This is a genomic window from Williamsia sp. (assembly GCF_036566845.1).
GTDB lineage: Bacteria > Actinomycetota > Actinomycetes > Mycobacteriales > Mycobacteriaceae > Williamsia.
Map to the genome: position 1 here is coordinate 1 of NZ_DATCVM010000037.1, position 17,543 is coordinate 17,543.

The window sequence follows — 17,543 nt, forward strand, 5'->3', positions numbered from 1 at the left end:
GGCGGCATGATCGGGATCCTGGGTGTCACAAGCCTGTCGTCGCTCAACCTCGGACCCATGTCGGGTCTCATCACCGGCTATGCGGCCACGCGAGAGATGGCGCCTATCATCGCCGCCGTCGGCTTCGCCGCCCAGGCCGGATGCCGCATGACCGCCGAGATCGGCTCGATGCGCATCTCGGAAGAGATCGACGCCCTCGAGGCGCAGGCGATCCGGCCGATCCCGTTTGTTGTCGGTACGCGAGTGATCGCCGGGGTGCTCGCGATCGTGCCGTTCTATCTGATGTCACTCTGTCTGGCCTACCTCGCCTCACGGCTCGTGGTGGGCACCCTCTACGGGCAGTCGACCGGCGCTTACGACCACTACGTCGAAGCGTTCCTCAACCCGATCGATGTCATCTATTCGACGATCAAGGTGGTCGTGTTCGCCATCGTGGTGATCATCGCGCACACCTACTACGGCTTCTTCGCCTCCGGCGGTCCGGAAGGCGTCGGAATCGCCTCGGGCCGAGCGATCCGGGCCAGCCTCGTCCTCATCGTCACCACCGATATGGCCTTGTCCCTCGTCTTCTGGGGACTGAACTCAGGACTCAATTTCGCATGACGACGAATCCTCGTGAACCGTCCGCGGCCAAGCTCCGTGTCCGCGGACTCATCGCCGTCGCCCTCGCCGTCGGATTGATCGTCCTGCTGGTCGTTCAGCCCTTCTCGAAGAGCGACGAGATGGTCAAGTTCTCCATCGTGGCGCCGTCCCTGCCCGACGGAATCCAGAACGGTCTGCCGGTTGATGTTCGCGGTGAGACGGTCGGTTCGGTATGCGGGATCGACATCTCACATCGCGACACGACCACGGTGGACGTGTGCGTCACGAAGTCGCAGGCGGGCGAACTGACCCAGGACGCTGCGGTCAGCTTCGTGTCCCGCAACCTGTTCGGCTCCGACGCATTGCGGTTGGTCCCCACTGGCCGGGGTACGCACGTGTCGCAGGGCAGCGTCATCACGTTGTCACAAGCGCCTTCGGACTACACCGTCACCGCCACCGTTCGCAGCGCCGGCGCGTTCACGATCCCCGTCCTGACGCCAGAGTTGAGCCGACTGCTGCACCAGGTCAGCGACACCACCGTCCGGCTGGCGCCGTTCCTGACCTCCGCGACGATCGCCCTGCAGACCCTCGAGCGCGGCCAAACCGCGCGGCTCTCGACACTGCTGCCGACGGCGGCCGACGCCGTCAGTGGTATCGGCTCCGCAGGCGCCGGCGGAGTCTCGGCCCTACAGATCGTGCTGACCAACCCGCTCTTGGCCGACGAGGGATACACCAATCGCGTGTCGTCCATGATCGGCGACATCGGCAGCCTGTTCACCGGACTGGGCACCTTGTTCAACGGCATCAGCGGTCTCGGCGCGACGCTCGACCTCGTCAACGCCTTCACCACCCCGCTGACCGGTGCCCTCAGCGGGGTGACCGCCGCCCAGCTCGGCGAGCTCATCGACCATGCAGGCGGTGCGTTCCAGACCGATCCAAAGACGGGCAAGACGGTGTTGTCGGTCGAGGCAAATCTGGACATCGTCCCGGGCGTCTCCACGCCGCTGGGACGGCTGTTGGCCGGAACCGAGGAGGGCTCGTGAGAAGCGCTGGAGCGGCGACCAAGCGACTGCTACTCGTCCTGGCGGTTGTCATTCTGGCGGTCTACACAATCGTTCAGGCCATCAACCGACCGGTCGACGGTTCGGTCGAGACCTATCAGGCCGAGTTCTCCGACGCCTTCGGTCTGCACAACAACGCCGACGTCCGCGTCCGCGGTGTGCAGGTCGGCAAGGTCCTCGACGTCGAACTGTTGTCGTCGGGGGTCGCGCTGGTGAAGTTCACCGTGCGCAAACAGGACAGGCTCACGGACACAGACGAATTGGCCATCCGCTTCCAAAATCTCGTCGGACAGCGGTACCTTGCGGTCACCAAGGTCCCGAGCGATGCACCCGCAGTTGTTTCGGGCACGACGATCCCGGCGACCAAGACCACCGGATCGTTCGACATCACCACGTTGTTCAACGGGCTCCGGCCGATTCTGCAGGGCGCAGATCCGGCGGTGTTCAACACCTTCGCGTCCAACATGCTCGCCCTGATCCAGGGCGAAGGCGGTGTCGGGGTCGGCGACGTGCTCGGCGACGTCGAGCGGCTCACTCAATTCGCAACGGACAAAAGCGCCATGATCCGGATCATCGTGAACAACCTCGGTGTCATCTCGGCTGAGCTGCAAGGCAAATCGGCGATGATCAAGACACTCATGGAAAGCCTCGGAACGTTGTTCGACACGCTCGAGGTCAATCTCGAACTGCTCAAGGGTGCCTTCGGTGAAGGTGCCAAGGTCTTTCCCCCGATCGTCGAGCTCATGACCAAGACCTTCGACCTCGGCCTGGGCGGTCACGACAACGTGTCCGGACGGCTGATGGAGCTGATACCCGATACGCAGCAACTCACCACCGCCTTGGAGTCCATTCCGACCATGCTCGCGAACATCAACGCCATGGGAGGCGCATTCAGTTTCGACGCCGGCTGTTCCCGCGGCGAGGCCCCCCTGCCCGCCATGGGCGACGTACTACTCGGCGGCGGGAGGCTGACGCTGTGCAAGGCCTGAAACAAATCCAGGACTTCGCGGCGCGAGACGAAGTCCCGCGGCGAGCCGAGATGTTGTGGGCGGTAGGTGTTGTGGTTGTCGTCGCGGTGTTGGTGGCGGTGGTCTCGGTCTTCTACATCAACCCACCCGGCCGGGTGGAGTACCGCGCGGAGATGTCTGAGAGCGGGGGTATCAGCGCGGGCACGGAGGTGCGCGTCGCCGGCATCCCGGCAGGGTCGGTGTCCGAGGTGACACTGGCGGAGGACAAGGTCGAGGTGAAGCTGTCGGTGGAGTCGTCGGTGTTCATCGGCGACCAGACCTCGCTGGAGGTTCGGATGCTGACCGTGGTCGGCGGCGCCTACGTGGCCCTGGTCCCCGCCGGCGGCAAACCCTTGGGCAACAACGTGATCCCCATCGATCGCACGACGGTGCCGTACTCGACCGCGCAGGTGCTCGACGCGGCGGCCCACACGGTCGACGACATCGACGCCCAGACCCTCCGCAAGGTGTCGGTGTCGGTGACCGACAGTCTCGACGCGGCGCCGGGTGCAGTGCGGGGCATCATGTCCGACGTCGAGAAGCTGACCTCACTGATCAACCAGCAACAGGACCAGATCAGAGGCGTGGCCGCCATCGGCGACGAGTACACCACCGAATTGGTGGCCCATCGCGAGACGCTCCAGGAGATGATCCGGCGCATCCGTGCGGTGCTGCCGGTCATGGTCGGCTACAAGGACCGCGGCATGGTCACCTACGCCGCGCTGGCGGACATGGTGCTGTACGTCGGCGACATCTTCGGTGAGCCCTACATGACCAGGATCAAGCCGCCGCTGACCGAGCTCATCGGTGCCGCCGACGACACCCAGGCGATGGCGCAGCGGATGGACGAGACGATCACCTCGCTGCGTGGCATCGCCGACAATCTCGCCGGCGTCCTCGGTCCGAACGGTGCGGATCTGGACTTCGGCGACCAGGTCGTCGACAACACCGAGATCTGTATCCCGATAGCGGGTCGCCAATGTTGAGGTCGCCGACGGTGAAGCTGCAAGGACGCTGGACGGCTCTGGTGATCGCCGTAGTCGTGGTCGCGGTGATGTCCGTTGCAGGTCTGGCCTATGCGAAGACATCGGGCAGTCAAGAGCGGGCGTTGTGTGCCGAGCTGGCCGACTCCGCCGGGCTGTATGTCGGTAACGCGGTGAACATCCGCGGAGTGAAAGTAGGCACGGTCAGTTCGGTGTCGGCCGAGGGCGATCATGTCGAGATCGGCATGGACATCGAGAGCCGGCCGCTGAGCTCGGATCTCAAGGTGGTCGCCGTGAACAACTCGGTCCTGGCAGACCGTCGGCTCGAACTCGTCGACGCCGAGGCCAGAGGCGGGTCGGAGCTGGCCGACGACGACTGTGTCGACCTGGCCGACACGTTCACGCCGATCTCGGTCAGTGCGGCGTTCCAGACGTTCACCACGATGTTCGACGAGATCGGCGGCACGGGAGCCGATTCGGACGCTCCGATCGGCGATCTCCTCGATGCGGCCGGAGAGCAGTTCGAGGGCACCGGCGACGACATCAACAAAACCATCAGGAACCTCTCGGGGTTCATGGCCGATCCGAACGAGTTCCTGTCACAGATGCGCAAGATCTTCGACAACCTCGCGGTGCTGACCGCTATCGCCGACGACAACTGGGACTCCATTCGCGACATCGGCAAGAACTCCGCCGACCTCACAGAGTTGATGGGGGCATTGTTCCGGGACTTCGTGTACATCTTCGAGGGTCTGGGTGAGGCGGGCCCCGGGCTCGACGACCTGCTGGGCAACGTACTGCCTCCTGTCCTCGACTTGAGCGAGGCCGCGACGCCGATCATCGACGTCGCACTGTCCCGAGTAGACGACCTCAAGGCGATCATCGAGAACTTGCCAGGAATTGCCACGGGTCTGTCGACATCGGTCAACCATCGGGCGGAGGCCTTTCAGATCACCTACCGGTCACCGAAAGTCGTGGCCGGCACGCCCAACAGTTCGGCGCTGTGCACGCTGATGAATCAGAGTGCCCCGGGCAGCTGCGACCCGCGATCTCCGCGGGCTGCGGCCGTCGACCTGTCTGCCCTGGTGACCAGTGCCGTACAGGGGGGAATCCGTTGATGGTGCGCCGTGGGATCAGCTGGGCGCTGTGCGTCTGCGCGGTCGTTGTGGCACTTGTCGTGGTGACCGCGGGACGTGGTGTCAACCCGGCCAACGTCATTCCACGATTGATGACGTCCTCATCGGACAGTCGGGTGCTCTACGTCGACTTCGTATCCGTGGTCAACCTGCCACTCGGCGCGCGGGTTCTATTGCGTGGAGCCCAGATCGGGACGTTGGAGTCCATCGACCTGATCCCCGAGGCCGCCCGACTGCGGCTCGGCATCGACGAACAGGCGCAGGTCCCGGTCGGCTCCACAGCGGAATTGCGTCAGTCGACGTTGCTGGGCGACATCTATGTCGCGCTCACTCCCCCGCCCGATCAGACCAACGCCAATCTCGGTGACGGGGACACGATTCCACTGCAGGACACCGATCCCGGCCCGCAGATCGAGGACATCATCACCAACCTCGCCGACTTCATGTCCGGCGGCTCGATCCTGCGAGTGCAGGACGCGATCCGCGAGGTGAACGACTCCGTCGACGTCCCTGGAGGCAACCTGCCGGCCGCGGCCCGCGTGGGAGCGGAGGACATCCAGGACCTCGCACGCGGAACAGACGAACTCAACTCGATCATCAGCAGCCTGCAGGACGCCACCACCGAGGTGGCACGCGACCCGGAGGCGCTCGGATACTCCATGGGCCCGGCCGGACAAAAGGGCTTGATCGCCGTATTCGATTCGGTCAATGAAGGTTTCAAGCTGGTTGCCGGATCGGGAGCACTGGCCTTTGGCCTCAATTGGCTGACACCACGATTGGCTGAGCTCAATCCGTTCCTGGACGAGCTGGTCCCGCTCTTGCGTACCTATTCGACGAGCTCCACGCAGATCAACGGCAACCTCGGCAACCTGATCGACGTCGCCCAGACCAAGATCGGTCCGTTCCTGACCAATGGCGCGGTCTCGGTCGACGCTCTGACCGTGAACGGCGACGACACCGACGTCACCCGATCGGTCACCTCGGTGCTACGGATGATCGGAGCCCTGCGTTGAAGGTCCGTTTCCTGGTCTCGATCGTCGCGACAGTGGCGGTGCTGATCGTCTCGTTCGTCTATCTGACGTTCGGCGTTCTCAAGCTGAACGTCGTCAGCGACCAGACCACCGTCACCATCACCGCCCCGAAATCCAACGGGCTCCACGCGGGATCTGCGGTCCTGCTCCGCGGGGTACCGATCGGCGATGTGAAGTCGGTGTCGTACTCCGGTGAGAACGACATCGAGATCGAGATCGCGTATGACGCCGGCTATGCGATCCCGGCCGACACCAAGCTCGTCATCGAGAACCAGTCGATGCTCGGCGAGTCCGGGGTCTTCCTGACTCCCGAGCCCGGGGACAACGGTCCGACCATCACCAGCGGCCAGCGCCTGGTCGCCGCTGTCGTCGAGGTACCGGCCTCGGTGCCGGAGCTTCTCGGTTCTACGCAGACATTGCTCGACCAAGTGGATCCGACTTTGGTGAACAGCTTGGTGGAGACGATCTCGACCGCCCTGTCCGGTCTCGAAGAGCCGGTCGAGCGGTTGACACCTGCTGCGCAGCTTCTGGCCGCGACGATGATCTACTCGCAGCCGGCGTTGGTGAAGATCATCGGGAGCAGCACCACCATGCTGCAGAACGGGGAATGGGTCGGTTCGTCGTTGCGTGCGACCGAACCCGAGTTGATCTATGCCGGTGAAGCATTGCGAGATGTGATCACCCAGGTGAAGCCGTTCGCCGACTTCACCAATGGTGGTCAACTGATCCGTGAGCGCTGGAAGCCGACGCTGGACCGTGCAGCCGTCCTGTCGTCGAAGACCGTACCGGCGATCGGCAGCATCGCCGAGGTCCTCGTCCCGGCGGCGCAGCGGTCGGGGTCACTCCTGGGGACATTGAACATCTCCACCTTGATCGAGCAGGCAATGCCGGCGTTGCCGGGTGACAGCCTGCGACTCAACGTGAAGCTACCGAACTGAACGGATAGGAACATGACAACAAACACATCGGACAGCGCCCAGACCACCAGCGCTGCGGATTCGGAGGCTCCCACCGCGACGAGCACCGGCGAAGCGACCGTCGACGACAAGGCAGCCGCCTCGGCATCCGCGCCCGGGAACCCCACGAGCGAGCCCCTCCAAAAGCCCACCAAGAGTGAACACTTCAGAGAATATGTAAACCCGCGCAAGCACCCCGTGGTCGCCGGTGTCTCACTCCTGTGCGTGGTGGCATTGGTGGCCACAATCGTCTTCGCGGTACTGTTCGATCGCCGATCCGACGAACTCTCCTCGCTACAGCAACTCAACAAGAACACCGAGACCGCCGAGACGATCGCCGGGCAATATGCGGTCGGCGCAGCGACATTCAGCTACGAGGACCTGAAACCATGGTCAGCCGGCCTGAAGCAGGGTACCGCGGAAGAACTGAACTCCAGATTCGACGTCGCAGTCACGACGTTGACCCCGCTCATCCAGGAAGTCCAGTGGTCGCAGACGGCCACCCTGATTGCCGCCACCACGGTCGACATCCGATCCGACCGACAGTACGTCGTTCAGGTCTTCGTCTCCACACAGATGACGAGCACACAGAATCCAGCCGGGCTCAACACGATTACGCCATACACCATCACGCTCGACCGCGACGACGATTGGCTCATCACCGACGTAGCCGGAATCGCGGGAACCGCACAGGACGGATCGACGGGTGACGGCACACCAGACCTGGCCCCGACCACACCCGCACCACCGGCTGCACCCACGGTCCCACCGACCCCGTGATCGAGCCCGGTGCGTTGAGCCGGCGGTCGATCGCGCTGCTGGGGGTCGCGGCGCTGACAGCCGTGACGGTATCGATGACCTGGGTACGCGCCGAGGGATCGCCCGTTCCGTCGACGGCCGACATCTCGCGTGCCGAAGTCGACAGAGCAGGTGCCTCCGAGACCATCCACGCCAGCGGTCTCAGCACGACTGCAGGGGTGGTACTCCTGACGCTCGCGTGTGCGCTCAGCGCTCTCGCGCTGTGGTGTGTGAGCCCGTCCTACCGCCCCGCATGGGCGGGCTATCTGACAATTACCCTCTCTGCCATGGGAATCGCGACCGTGCTGTGGTTCACCGGCGACGAGCAGCACTCCCTCGCCGCGCTGGCCGGATCGGCGGACATCAACTCCGATTCCGTACAGCTGAGTTCCTGGCCGTGGGCGACATTGTGTTGCCTGGCAACGGCTTGCGTTCTCGGGATACTGCTGGTGCCCCATGCCGAGCACTCAGAAGACCTACGGCCGAGGACCTCGACTGGACGAGCCGCGTGAACACCTTGTCTGGGCGAGTTCAGTTCAGGAATCGCATTCACCGGTGCCGTGCCTGAGCCGCCAGCAGTGGTCCGGGCGCATCGGTTACATCGGCGACGCCCTGGTCGAGGACATCGCATCATGCAAGAACTACTCCGCCTACCTCTGCGGACCACCGGCGATGGTTGAAGCAGGCGTCAAGGCACTCAAACGGCGACGTATGCCGCCCCGCCATATCCATCGGGAAAAGTACGAGCCTTCAACACAACTGACCGCAGTCTGAGCCAAGGGTATCCACACTCCCCCAGTGTCGGGATCGCATGGCTCCTGATCTCGGATTCACGGTCGAGTCTTCCGAAAGGCAGGAGCCTTCGTATCCCGGGTTGGAACCAGGGTCTTCATCAGCGGCATGGTCCGCAGCGGAATGATCACCGACAGTGCGATGACGCTTGTCGAGCGGGTCACGACCGTGGACCGGTTGAGCTCGATCAACGTGGCCTGAAGGCCGTCGTGCGATGCTGCAGCGATACGACAGAGCACATCCCCCGCACCAGTGGTGGCGTACGCCTCCAAAACACCTAGTATCGAAGCCAATTCGATGGTCACACTGTCCAGGTCACCCTGCGCGATCTCCAGTGTCACAAACGCTTGGACTCCGAATCCTGCAGCAGCAAGGCCGATCGTCGGCTCGTACCCCGCAATCACCCCGGACTCTTCGAGCCTGCGAAGGCGCGCCTGGACGGTTGCGCGGGCGACGCTCAGCTGTCGCGACAGCTCCAGCGCGCCCGCCCGAGGGTATTCGTGCATTGCGTCCAGCAACGCAAAGTCCAACTCATCGAGGACTGTTGCTTCAGGAAACATCATGCCCCCTTCGTGGAACCCGCAGAGATATACAGATTGTATAGCAATGACCGACCAGCGCCACCGATTCTCACCAGCATGACTAGATGATTGCGTGTCGATTGACCAGAATACGGTCCGGGAGGTTACCTGTTTGCAGGGCGCTCGGGAACTGAATCGATCGATCACCGACCAAGCCTCGCCCTGCACAGCGATGTACCCGGAAAGGCCCCTGATGAGCATCGAATACCGCCTCGACAACGCAGAACATGCGGTGGACCTCGACCTCGATCAACTCCGGAGGCTTGTCGGTCTTGTCGACTACGACAGCCGATGCGATCCGTTCCCGGTCAGCGACTGGGACGCGCTGATCTGGATTGTTGGAAATGCCACGCAGACGTCACACTTCTTTCAGTCGGCCTTCGGGATGGAACTGGTTGCATACTCCGGCCCGTCGACCGGAAACCGAGATCACCACGCTTTTGTACTCACAAGTGGCGCAGTTCGGTTCGTGATCAAGGGTGCGGTGGATCCAGCCAGCGAACTGATCGGGCACCAGCGCAAGCACGGAGACGGAATCGTCGACATCGCGCTGTCGGTGCCCGACGTCGACACGTGCATCACGAACGCCCGTGCACAGGGGGCAACAGTTCTCCGCGAACCACATGACGTATCTGACGAGAACGGCACCGTCCGGCTGGCGACGATCGCCACCTACGGAGACACTCGGCACATGCTGGTTGATCGTTCCGGATACGCCGGAAGCTACCTGCCCGGTTACGTGGAGCGAACGTCGTCGTATATGAAGCGTGATGGTGCACCCCGGAGAATCTTCCAGGCACTCGATCATGTTGTCGGGAACGTCGAGTTGGGAGCGATGGAGCGCTGGGTGAACTTCTACAACCGGGTCATGGGGTTCACCACCATGGCCGAGTTCGTCGGTGACGACATCGCCACCGACTACTCCGCGCTGATGAGCAAGGTCGTCACCAATGGGAATCATCGAGTGAAGCTCCCGCTCAATGAACCGGCCATCGCGAAGAAACGGTCACAGATCGATGAATACCTGGAGTACTACCGGGGTCCGGGCGTGCAGCACCTCGCGCTCGCCACCGATGACATCCTGGCCGCCGTGGACACCCTGGTGGAGGAAGGTATCGAATTTCTGGCCACCCCGGATTCCTACTATGAGGATCCGGAACTGCGCGCACGGATCGGTGAGGTGAGGGCTCCCATCGAGGCACTGCAGAAGCGTGGCATCCTGGTCGACCGCGACGACGACGGTTACCTGCTGCAGATCTTCACCAAGCCCGTGGTCGACCGCCCTACGCTCTTCTTCGAACTCATCGAACGGCACGGTTCCCTGGGTTTCGGATTGGGCAACTTCAAAGCACTCTTCGAGGCCATCGAGCGGGAGCAGAAAGCCCGCGGCAACTTCTGACGCACAGGTCACAGCTCGACAATTCGTCCTCGCACATCGCCGAAACCGATCCGTGTCCCGTCCGGACCCGGCGCGCTCGCCGAGATGATGACCTCGTCGCCGTCTTCGAGGAAGGTACGGGTCTCGTCGCCGACCGCAACAGGTTCGGCTCCTCCCCAGGTCAATTCGATGAATGCGCCCCGCTGCTGCTTGTCCGGCCCGGAGATCGTCCCGGAGGCGAACAGATCGCCGGTACGTGATGACGCTCCGTTGACGGTGATGTGCGCAAGCATCTGCGCCGGAGACCAATACATCGCACCGTACGGAGGTCGCGACACCTCGTGTCCGTTCCATTCGACGGTGAGGTCGATGTCGAGTGCCCACGATTCGCTTTCGCGGAGGTACGGCAGGGGCTCGGGGTCCTGGACCGGGGTGTTGATCCTGGCTTCTTCCAGTGCCGACAGTGGGACCACCCATGGCGAGACCGACGTCGCGAAGCTCTTCCCGAGGAATGGACCGAGCGGCACATATTCCCAGGCCTGGATGTCGCGTGCCGACCAGTCATTGACTATGACCGCGCCAAAGACGTGTTCCGCGAATTGATCCGGCGTGATCGGGACTCCGTGTTCGGATGGAACTCCCACGACGAAGCCCATTTCGGCCTCGATGTCCAACTGGCGACTGGGACCGAAGTCCGGTGCGCGCTGGGATGGAGTCTTGCGCTGGCCGGCGGGCCTGACGATGTCGGTACCGGAGACCACAACCGTGCCGGCGCGACCGTGATAACCCACCGGCAGGTGCTTCCAGTTGGGCATCAACGGTTCGCAGCCCGGCCGCATCAGCCGGCCGAGATTGGCGGCATGATGCTCGGAGGCGTAGAAATCGACGTAGTCGGCCACCTCGAACGGCAGATGCAGGGCCACAGCACCGATCTCGTGCAAAGCCCCAACCGGTACGCCGTCAGCAATCAGTGCTGCGATCTGTGCACGCACATCGACCCAGCGGTCGCGGCCCTGTGCCATAAAGGGATTCAGTGACGGATTCGTGAATACGTCATCACCGAGGGCAACCGACAGATCGACCACCGAATCGCCGATCCGCACACCGGCGCGCTTCTCGGTCTCCAGGGTGGAGAAGATGCAGTAGGGCAGATTGTTGACGCCGAACAAAGTGTCCGTGGGGACGTCGAGGTCGGTCTTGCCGGAACCACTCATGCGCTCGGCCCGCGTCCTGCCCACGACCACGCATAGTTGTTGTCCTCGCACGCCGCCGCACCTTCACCGAGTTCGAGCGGCCGGAAGGTGTCAACCATGACCGCCAGTTCGTCGAAGAACTCGACGCCGATGCTCCGTTCGTACGCGCCCGGCTGCGGTCCGTGGGAATGCCCACTCGGGTGGATCGAGATCGATCCCGGACCGATACCGGACCCCTTGCGCGCTTCGTAATCACCGCCGACATAGAACATGATCTCGTCCGAGTCGACGTTCGAGTGGTAGTACGGGACCGGAATCGACAGCGGGTGGTAGTCCACCTTGCGGGGCACAAAGCTGCAGATGACAAAATTTTCGCCCTCGAATGTCTGGTGCGCGGGAGGCGGCTGGTGGACCCGGCCGGTGATCGGCTCGAAGTCCGAGATGTTGAACGTGTACGGGTAGAAGCATCCGTCCCAGCCGATCACGTCGAACGGGTGGTTCGCGTAGACGTATCGCGTGCCTACGATCGAGGCCGCCCCACGGTGCTTGACCAGGACTTCTACGTCAGACCCGTCGCACAGAATCGTCTCGGTCGGACCATGGAGGTCTCGCTCGCAAAATGGCGCATGCTCCAACATCTGACCGAACTTCGACAGGTACCGTATCGGCGGCACGATGTGACTGTTGGCCTCCATCACGTAGGCCCGAATCTGTCCTTCGGGTATCCACCGGTGGGTGGTCGATCTCGGGATGAGAACATAGTCACCCCCTGTGGCGTTCAGCGAACCGAACACGGTCTCGACTGTGGCCGAACCGGATTCGATGAAAACGATCTCGTCGCCTATCGAGTTCCGGTACAACGGCGACGCTTTCGAAGCCACCACGTACGAGATGCGGATATCTGCGTTGCCGAGGATCAATCGCCGCCCCGTGACGACATCGGCGGCAGCAGCGACGTCAACGGGAAAGAGCGTGTGCAGCTTCAGGTGGCGCGGTTTGAGGGGATGATTCGGCGTGGTGGTCAGGTCCGGCAGGTCCCAGATTGTCGCGTCTACGATCGCCGAGGGAATGTAACGGTGATAGAGCAGCGACGAATCCGACGCGAAGCCCTCCTCCCCCATCAGCTCCTCGTAGAACAACTGCCCATCGTCATCTCGATGCTGGGTATGTCGCTTTGGTGGGATTGCGCCGAGTTGACGGTAGTAGGCCACGTTGGCTCCTCACGAAGCAGTGTGGTGCCGTGTCAGCCCCGACACCCGGGGATTCATAGATCAACTATTCATGGCGCTCTGTCGATGCACAAGCATCCGCTACGTCTTCGCAACCAGCAGAATGAGATCTCCGGCGTGACCAGAACTCAGGTATGGGTTGTGAATCGCGGCCGGTTCAGCTGTTTCTCGGGCTCGCGGGCCGTGCTCCTCTTCACGAGCCGACCGATACTCAGAATGACCCAAGCCACCGTTTCGTAGACGAGAAATACCAGGTAGGACAACGCAATAACGATTGCGGGCAGCAGCAATACCGGCAACGCCACGATCGACGTCGCGAGCACCAGCGGAGCGTCGCGCCACCACTCTCGCAGGCCACCAGCGCGGAACTCGGTCAGTGCACCCCATCGCACACCGGCCCACATCACCCAGCGCTGCAGGAACGGGACGCCGTCCTCGCGCATCACCCGCCGGAAGATTCCATCGGCGTCCCGCCAGGGGAAGTCCCCGTTGCGCGCCCGCGCAGCCAGATGATCGTGCAGAATCGCTGCCCGGGTGTAGCGACCGTAGCGCGGTATGAACCACGCGAACACCCTTGGTACAGAAGCAAAATCAGTTCGAAACCCTGGCTCGATGTAGAAATGGTCACCGCGTCCGCCGGTGTACTCGATCGGGTCGATGGTCTTCCAGAACTTCCACGGGTCTGTGCCGATGATCAGCTTGCGCTCGGCTGCTGTCAACTGACGGACCGTGATCGGCGTCGAGGACATGGTTTCTAGTTTCGCACCGTCCTCGGGCCGGCGCAGGGGGTTTGCCCGACAGCGCACCGACTAGCGTGGCTCGGGGCACTAGCGTTGCGGGGTGATCGCGGACCTGATCTGAGGCTCCTCCGGCTCCGATGCTGCCCAGTCCCCCGCCGCCGCGCTCGAGTTCGGTGTATTTGACTGCAGTTCCACCGATTTGAGTGCAACCAATATTGGTGCTCCCGATCGGAGCGACGGTGGAGCTTCGGCGTGGATGGTTCGTCGGTGCTGCCCCTGATCTATCAGGGTGATATCGATGAGGCGGCCACCGGCCAGTGAGGCTCCTGGAAACGCTGTGTCGGTGACCGCCGCGGTGATGGGCAGGTATGCCTCGATAGCGCACTCGAGGTGATTCGGCGAATCCCACCGCACCGCGACCAGGCGTGCGGCGAGCATCGGCAGCACCACGTCGAGCGGGCACAGTTGTTGGCAGGTCGGGATACCGTTGGCGTCGACATAGAACGCGTCCTTTCGACGTGAGTATTCGCCCAGAATCGAGTGCCCGCCCACCTCGATGTCGTCGCCGCGTGCGCATACTGATGGACCCCAGGAACGGGTGTCGAATGATCTGTTCACAGTTATCGCTTTCAATGAGGGCATCAACTCGAAGAGTGTCACCACCCCACTATTGCTCGTAGACGTGCACTCAGACAACATATTTGGGCGATAAAAATCAATCAAAACTGGCGGATCTATCGGGCGGGCGCCGAGCCCCGAGAGTCCAGCGCATTTGAAGTACCTCGTCGACGGCGGATCCAGTGGGCGCGTCGACAGCGAGCTCTGGGCCGCCCGGAGTGATCGTGGGACGATCACCTGACGAAGCGGTACCCCATGCCGGCTTCGGTCAGCAGATGGCGCGGATGGGTGGGGTCAGGTTCCAGTTTGCGCCGTAGACTTGCGAGATAGACACGAAGATAGTTGGTTTGGGTTACGTACGAAGCGCCCCAGACCTGGTTGAGAATCTCTGAGTGTCCGATGAGTTTGCCTTCATTGCGCACCAACAGCTCGAGAATGCCCCACTCGGTCGGCGTCAGGTGGATGTTCACGCCATCGCGTGTGACCTTCTTGCTGCGTAGATCAACCGTGAACGCGCTGGTTTCGACCACCGGATGCTCCGTCTCGTCGGCAGCGCTGCCGCGGCGCACCGCGGCACGTAACCTCGCCAGGAACTCCTCCATGCCAAAGGGTTTGGTGACGTAGTCGTCGGCGCCGGCATCGAGGGCCAGCACCTTGTCGGAGGCGTCGGAGCGTGCCGACAGTACGATGACCGGGACGTTGGTCCATCCACGCAAGCCCGCCAGCACGGTGACGCCGTCGATGTCGGGGAGCCCGAGATCGAGGACGACGACGTGCGGGTTCGTTCTGCCGGCGGCGGTGAGTGCTCCGGCCCCGGTGGACGCCGTGGTGACGTCGAAGCCGCGGGCCTTCAGATTGATGCGCAGCGTACGCAGGATCTGCGGTTCGTCGTCGACGACCAGTACACGAACCTTTCCGGTCATGATGCGCTCCGCCCGTCCGGAGTCGTGGGTAGGTCGATCACCATCGTCAATCCTCCACCTGGCGTCTCCAGCGGCCTGATGGTTCCACCCATGGCTCTCATGAAGCCGTCTGCGACCGAAAGTCCCAATCCCACACCGATACCCACGTTCTGATCACCGAGTCGCTGGAAGGCGGTGAACACCTTGTCACGGTCCTCCGCGGGTATCCCGGCGCCATGGTCTGCGACGGTGACGATGGCCCGCGGCGGATCGGCGGCGGTCAAGCGGGCCGTGATCGATATCGGTGACGTCGTGGCACTGTGGCGGAGTGCGTTGTCGATGACGTTCGCCAGCACACGTTCCAGCAGGCCCGGATCGGCATGAACCAGCAAATGGTCCACATCGACCTCGAGACGTTTCGCGCCGTCCGCGTCGAGTCGCGAGATCCCGGCGGTTGTCCGGTCGACGATTTCGGTCAGGTAGGCCATCTGCAGATCCGGACGCACCGCACCGGCGGCGAGTCGGGAGGAGTCGAGGAGATTTCCGACCAGGGCGGTGAGGTGATCGGTGGATTCTTCGATGGTGGCCAACAGTTCGGCGGTGTCGCCCGGGGAAAAGGTCACGTCGGTGCTTCGCAGACTCGAGACCGAGGCCTTGACCGCGGCGAGCGGGGTACGCAGGTCGTGGCTCACCGCCGACAGCAGTGCCCTGCGAAGTTGATCGGTCTCGGCCAATGCCCGCGCCTCGGCGGCTTCGGCGGCGAGTTGCCGCCGTTCCACCACATCCGCGGCCTGGGTGGCGACGGCGGTGAGTGGCCGGCGGTCCCGTCCCCCGAGTGTGGGCCCACGCAGCAGCATCTCGAACTCACCACCGGCGACCGGGCATACCGTGTCCGCGTCACGGGCCGCGGCCGGCGGATTGCCACCGACCGACCCCTCGATGATGTTCGGTTCGCGGTTGCCGACCCTGACGATGGCCACCGCGTCCTGGTCATAGGTCTCACGGACACGTTCCAGTAGCCCGTCGAGGCCTTCCCCACTCAATACCGCTCCGGCGAACGTGGCCATCAATTCGGCGTCGCGGGTGGCACGTTGGGCCTGCACCCGCCTAACGGTCGCCGAGTCGACGAGCGCTGCCACCGCGATGGCGATCATCAGCATCACGACGATGGTGATGAGATTGTCTGGTTCGTTGATGGTGAGCGTGTAACGCGGCGAGGTGAAGAAATAGTTCAGCAGCAAACCCGACACGATCGCTGACAGCGCTGCCGGACCGATCCCACCGAGCATCGACACCGCGAGGACGACAAGGAGGAACAGCGCCGATTCACTGGCGATCCCGAGCCATTGGTCGAGCAATCCGAGTAAAGCCGCCCCGGCACACGGCACCAGCACCGCAGAAACCCAGCTCAGGGGCCGATGGAACCGGGTGTGTCTGATGTCCAACGGGTTTCGCGCTGTGGTCTCCTCATGGGTGACCATGTGCACGTCGATCTTTCCCGATTCTCGGACCACCGTGGTCCCGACGCCTTCGTCGAAAAGTCGCTGCCAACGCGACCGGCGCGAGGTACCGAGAACCAGCTGTGTGGCGTTCACGCCGCGCGCGAACTCCAGCAGTGCAGTGGGCACGTCGTCGCCGACAATCGTGTGGACCTGAGCTCCGAATCCCTTGGCGAGTTCGGAGAGTTCGGTGAAGTCCACCGTCGCCGGTCCGGCGAGGCCATCACCCCGAACAATGTGCACCACAATCAATTCCGCGCTCGATCGCGAGGCTATTCGGCTCGCACGGCGCAACAGGGTCGCCGATTCAGGCCCACCGGTGATGGCGACCACCACCCGTTCGCGAGCCTCCCAGGTCGCGGTGATGGCATGCGCGGCCCGGTAATCGGCAAGATTGTCGTCGACCTGGTCGGCCAGCCAGAGCAACGCGAGTTCCCGCAGCGCCGTCAGGTTGCCCTGCCGGAAATAGTTGGCCAGGGCGCCCCCGACCCGATCACCGGCGTACACCTTGCCGGCCGAAAGTCGCTGCCGCAAGGCTTGAGGCGCGATGTCGACGAGTTCGATGTCGTCGGCGTTGCGCACCACATCATCGGGAACGGTCTCGCGTTGCACCACCCCGGTGATCTGCTGCACCACGTCGTTGAGGCTCTCGAGGTGCTGGATGTTGATCGTCGACAGGACATCGATACCGGCGTCACGCAGCATTTCGATGTCCTGCCAGCGTTTGGCGTTCCGCGAGCCCGGCGCGTTGGTGTGCGCGAGTTCATCGACGAGTGCCACCTGCGGCTTGCGCGCAAGCACCGCGTCGACGTCCATTTCTTCGAGGGTCGTCCCGCGGTAGGCGATCGCATGCCGCGGCACGGCTTCGAGACCTTCGGCCATCGTCTCGGTGGCCACGCGTCCGTGTGACTCAACGACAGCAACCACCACATCGGTGCCCTCGGCGACCAACGTATGCGCCTTGGCGAGCATTTCGTAGGTCTTGCCCACGCCCGGGGCACACCCGAGATAGACCTCGAGTGTGCCCCGGTTCTCGGCAGTGTGTGCCATCCCGTGT

17 protein-coding genes and 1 pseudogene are annotated in these 17,543 nt (G+C 63.2%); 11 read left to right on the forward strand and 7 right to left on the reverse strand.

Annotated features, from left to right (window positions below; translation table 11 throughout):
• The 10 genes and pseudogenes from VIQ49_RS02985 to VIQ49_RS03030 form a co-directional block, all read left to right on the forward strand.
• A partial coding sequence (locus VIQ49_RS02985) for an ABC transporter permease (RefSeq protein ID WP_331880580.1) occupies positions 1 to 603 on the forward strand: 603 nt, incomplete at its 5' end.
• Positions 600 to 1,625, forward strand: coding sequence for an MlaD family protein (locus VIQ49_RS02990; protein WP_331880582.1), 1,026 nt, complete (start codon positions 600 to 602; stop codon positions 1,623 to 1,625). The genes VIQ49_RS02985 and VIQ49_RS02990, both read left to right, overlap by 4 nt.
• Complete coding sequence (locus VIQ49_RS02995; protein WP_331880585.1) at positions 1,622 to 2,632, forward strand: MlaD family protein; 1,011 nt, start codon at positions 1,622 to 1,624, stop codon at positions 2,630 to 2,632. The genes VIQ49_RS02990 and VIQ49_RS02995 overlap by 4 nt, the downstream gene beginning before the upstream one ends.
• Entirely contained in the window at positions 2,620 to 3,636 is a 1,017-nt protein-coding gene (locus VIQ49_RS03000; RefSeq protein ID WP_331880588.1) for an MlaD family protein, read from the forward strand. Before VIQ49_RS02995 ends, VIQ49_RS03000 begins: the two co-directional genes overlap by 13 nt.
• 11 nt (positions 3,637 to 3,647) lie before the next feature.
• Entirely contained in the window at positions 3,648 to 4,751 is a 1,104-nt protein-coding gene (locus tag VIQ49_RS03005; protein WP_331880591.1) for an MlaD family protein, read from the forward strand.
• Complete coding sequence (locus VIQ49_RS03010; RefSeq protein WP_331880594.1) at positions 4,751 to 5,782, forward strand: MlaD family protein; 1,032 nt, start codon at positions 4,751 to 4,753, stop codon at positions 5,780 to 5,782. Before VIQ49_RS03005 ends, VIQ49_RS03010 begins: the two co-directional genes overlap by 1 nt.
• A complete protein-coding gene (locus tag VIQ49_RS03015; protein ID WP_331880596.1) occupies positions 5,779 to 6,738 on the forward strand; it encodes an MlaD family protein in 960 nt (319 codons plus the stop codon). Before VIQ49_RS03010 ends, VIQ49_RS03015 begins: the two co-directional genes overlap by 4 nt.
• A gap of 12 nt (positions 6,739 to 6,750) precedes the next feature.
• Positions 6,751 to 7,536 (forward strand): serine/threonine protein kinase, encoded by a 786-nt coding sequence (locus VIQ49_RS03020; protein ID WP_331880598.1) that lies wholly within the window; start codon positions 6,751 to 6,753, stop codon positions 7,534 to 7,536.
• The gene (locus VIQ49_RS03025; protein ID WP_331880601.1) at positions 7,533 to 8,066 is read left to right on the forward strand and encodes a hypothetical protein; all 534 of its coding nucleotides are present in this window, start codon (positions 7,533 to 7,535) and stop codon (positions 8,064 to 8,066) included. The genes VIQ49_RS03020 and VIQ49_RS03025 overlap by 4 nt, the downstream gene beginning before the upstream one ends.
• 43 nt (positions 8,067 to 8,109) lie before the next feature.
• Positions 8,110 to 8,328: pseudogene (locus VIQ49_RS03030) on the forward strand (oxidoreductase); the annotation flags it as partial.
• A 56-nt stretch (positions 8,329 to 8,384) separates the two neighbouring features.
• Here the strand turns inward: VIQ49_RS03030 and VIQ49_RS03035 are convergent.
• Positions 8,385 to 8,909 carry an Lrp/AsnC family transcriptional regulator gene (locus VIQ49_RS03035; protein ID WP_331880604.1) on the reverse strand — a complete coding sequence of 175 codons (525 nt, stop codon included), beginning with the start codon at positions 8,907 to 8,909 and terminating at the stop codon, positions 8,385 to 8,387.
• Positions 8,910 to 9,120: 211 nt separating this feature from the next.
• Here VIQ49_RS03035 and hppD point away from each other — a divergent pair, with 211 nt between their 5' ends.
• The gene (hppD, locus tag VIQ49_RS03040; RefSeq protein WP_331880607.1) at positions 9,121 to 10,326 is read left to right on the forward strand and encodes a 4-hydroxyphenylpyruvate dioxygenase; all 1,206 of its coding nucleotides are present in this window, start codon (positions 9,121 to 9,123) and stop codon (positions 10,324 to 10,326) included.
• Between the two features lie 8 nt (positions 10,327 to 10,334).
• On the opposite strand, the gene fahA is transcribed toward hppD, so the two are convergent.
• The 6 genes from fahA to VIQ49_RS03070 form a co-directional block, all read right to left on the reverse strand.
• Positions 10,335 to 11,519, reverse strand: a complete 1,185-nt coding sequence (gene fahA / locus VIQ49_RS03045) for a fumarylacetoacetase (protein ID WP_331880709.1) — start codon at positions 11,517 to 11,519, stop codon at positions 10,335 to 10,337.
• The gene (locus VIQ49_RS03050) at positions 11,516 to 12,709 is read right to left on the reverse strand and encodes a homogentisate 1,2-dioxygenase (RefSeq protein ID WP_331880610.1); all 1,194 of its coding nucleotides are present in this window, start codon (positions 12,707 to 12,709) and stop codon (positions 11,516 to 11,518) included. Before VIQ49_RS03050 ends, fahA begins: the two co-directional genes overlap by 4 nt.
• A 146-nt stretch (positions 12,710 to 12,855) precedes the next feature.
• Positions 12,856 to 13,476, reverse strand: a complete 621-nt coding sequence (locus VIQ49_RS03055) for a DUF1353 domain-containing protein (RefSeq protein WP_331880613.1) — start codon at positions 13,474 to 13,476, stop codon at positions 12,856 to 12,858.
• Positions 13,477 to 13,554: 78 nt separating this feature from the next.
• Positions 13,555 to 14,085, reverse strand: coding sequence for a hypothetical protein (locus VIQ49_RS03060; protein WP_331880616.1), 531 nt, complete (start codon positions 14,083 to 14,085; stop codon positions 13,555 to 13,557).
• Positions 14,086 to 14,318: 233 nt separating this feature from the next.
• The gene (locus tag VIQ49_RS03065) at positions 14,319 to 15,008 is read right to left on the reverse strand and encodes a response regulator (protein WP_331880619.1); all 690 of its coding nucleotides are present in this window, start codon (positions 15,006 to 15,008) and stop codon (positions 14,319 to 14,321) included.
• Positions 15,005 to 17,536, reverse strand: a complete 2,532-nt coding sequence (locus tag VIQ49_RS03070; protein ID WP_331880622.1) for a sensor histidine kinase KdpD — start codon at positions 17,534 to 17,536, stop codon at positions 15,005 to 15,007. Before VIQ49_RS03070 ends, VIQ49_RS03065 begins: the two co-directional genes overlap by 4 nt.
• Positions 17,537 to 17,543: the final 7 nt, after the last annotated feature.

What these genes read in the sequence shown, in the direction of transcription:
- VIQ49_RS03070 (WP_331880622.1), bottom strand. Translation starts at nt 17,536, where the DNA reads ATGGCACACACTGCCGAGAACCGGGGCACACTCGAGGTCTATCTCGGG.
- VIQ49_RS03055 (WP_331880613.1), bottom strand. Translation starts at nt 13,476, where the DNA reads ATGTCCTCGACGCCGATCACGGTCCGTCAGTTGACAGCAGCCGAGCGC.
- VIQ49_RS03065 (WP_331880619.1), bottom strand. Translation starts at nt 15,008, where the DNA reads ATGACCGGAAAGGTTCGTGTACTGGTCGTCGACGACGAACCGCAGATC.
- hppD (WP_331880607.1), top strand. Translation starts at nt 9,121, where the DNA reads ATGAGCATCGAATACCGCCTCGACAACGCAGAACATGCGGTGGACCTC.
- VIQ49_RS03020 (WP_331880598.1), top strand. Translation starts at nt 6,751, where the DNA reads ATGACAACAAACACATCGGACAGCGCCCAGACCACCAGCGCTGCGGAT.
- VIQ49_RS02990 (WP_331880582.1), top strand. Translation starts at nt 600, where the DNA reads ATGACGACGAATCCTCGTGAACCGTCCGCGGCCAAGCTCCGTGTCCGC.
- VIQ49_RS03035 (WP_331880604.1), bottom strand. Translation starts at nt 8,909, where the DNA reads ATGATGTTTCCTGAAGCAACAGTCCTCGATGAGTTGGACTTTGCGTTG.
- fahA (WP_331880709.1), bottom strand. Translation starts at nt 11,519, where the DNA reads ATGAGTGGTTCCGGCAAGACCGACCTCGACGTCCCCACGGACACTTTG.
- VIQ49_RS03010 (WP_331880594.1), top strand. Translation starts at nt 4,751, where the DNA reads ATGGTGCGCCGTGGGATCAGCTGGGCGCTGTGCGTCTGCGCGGTCGTT.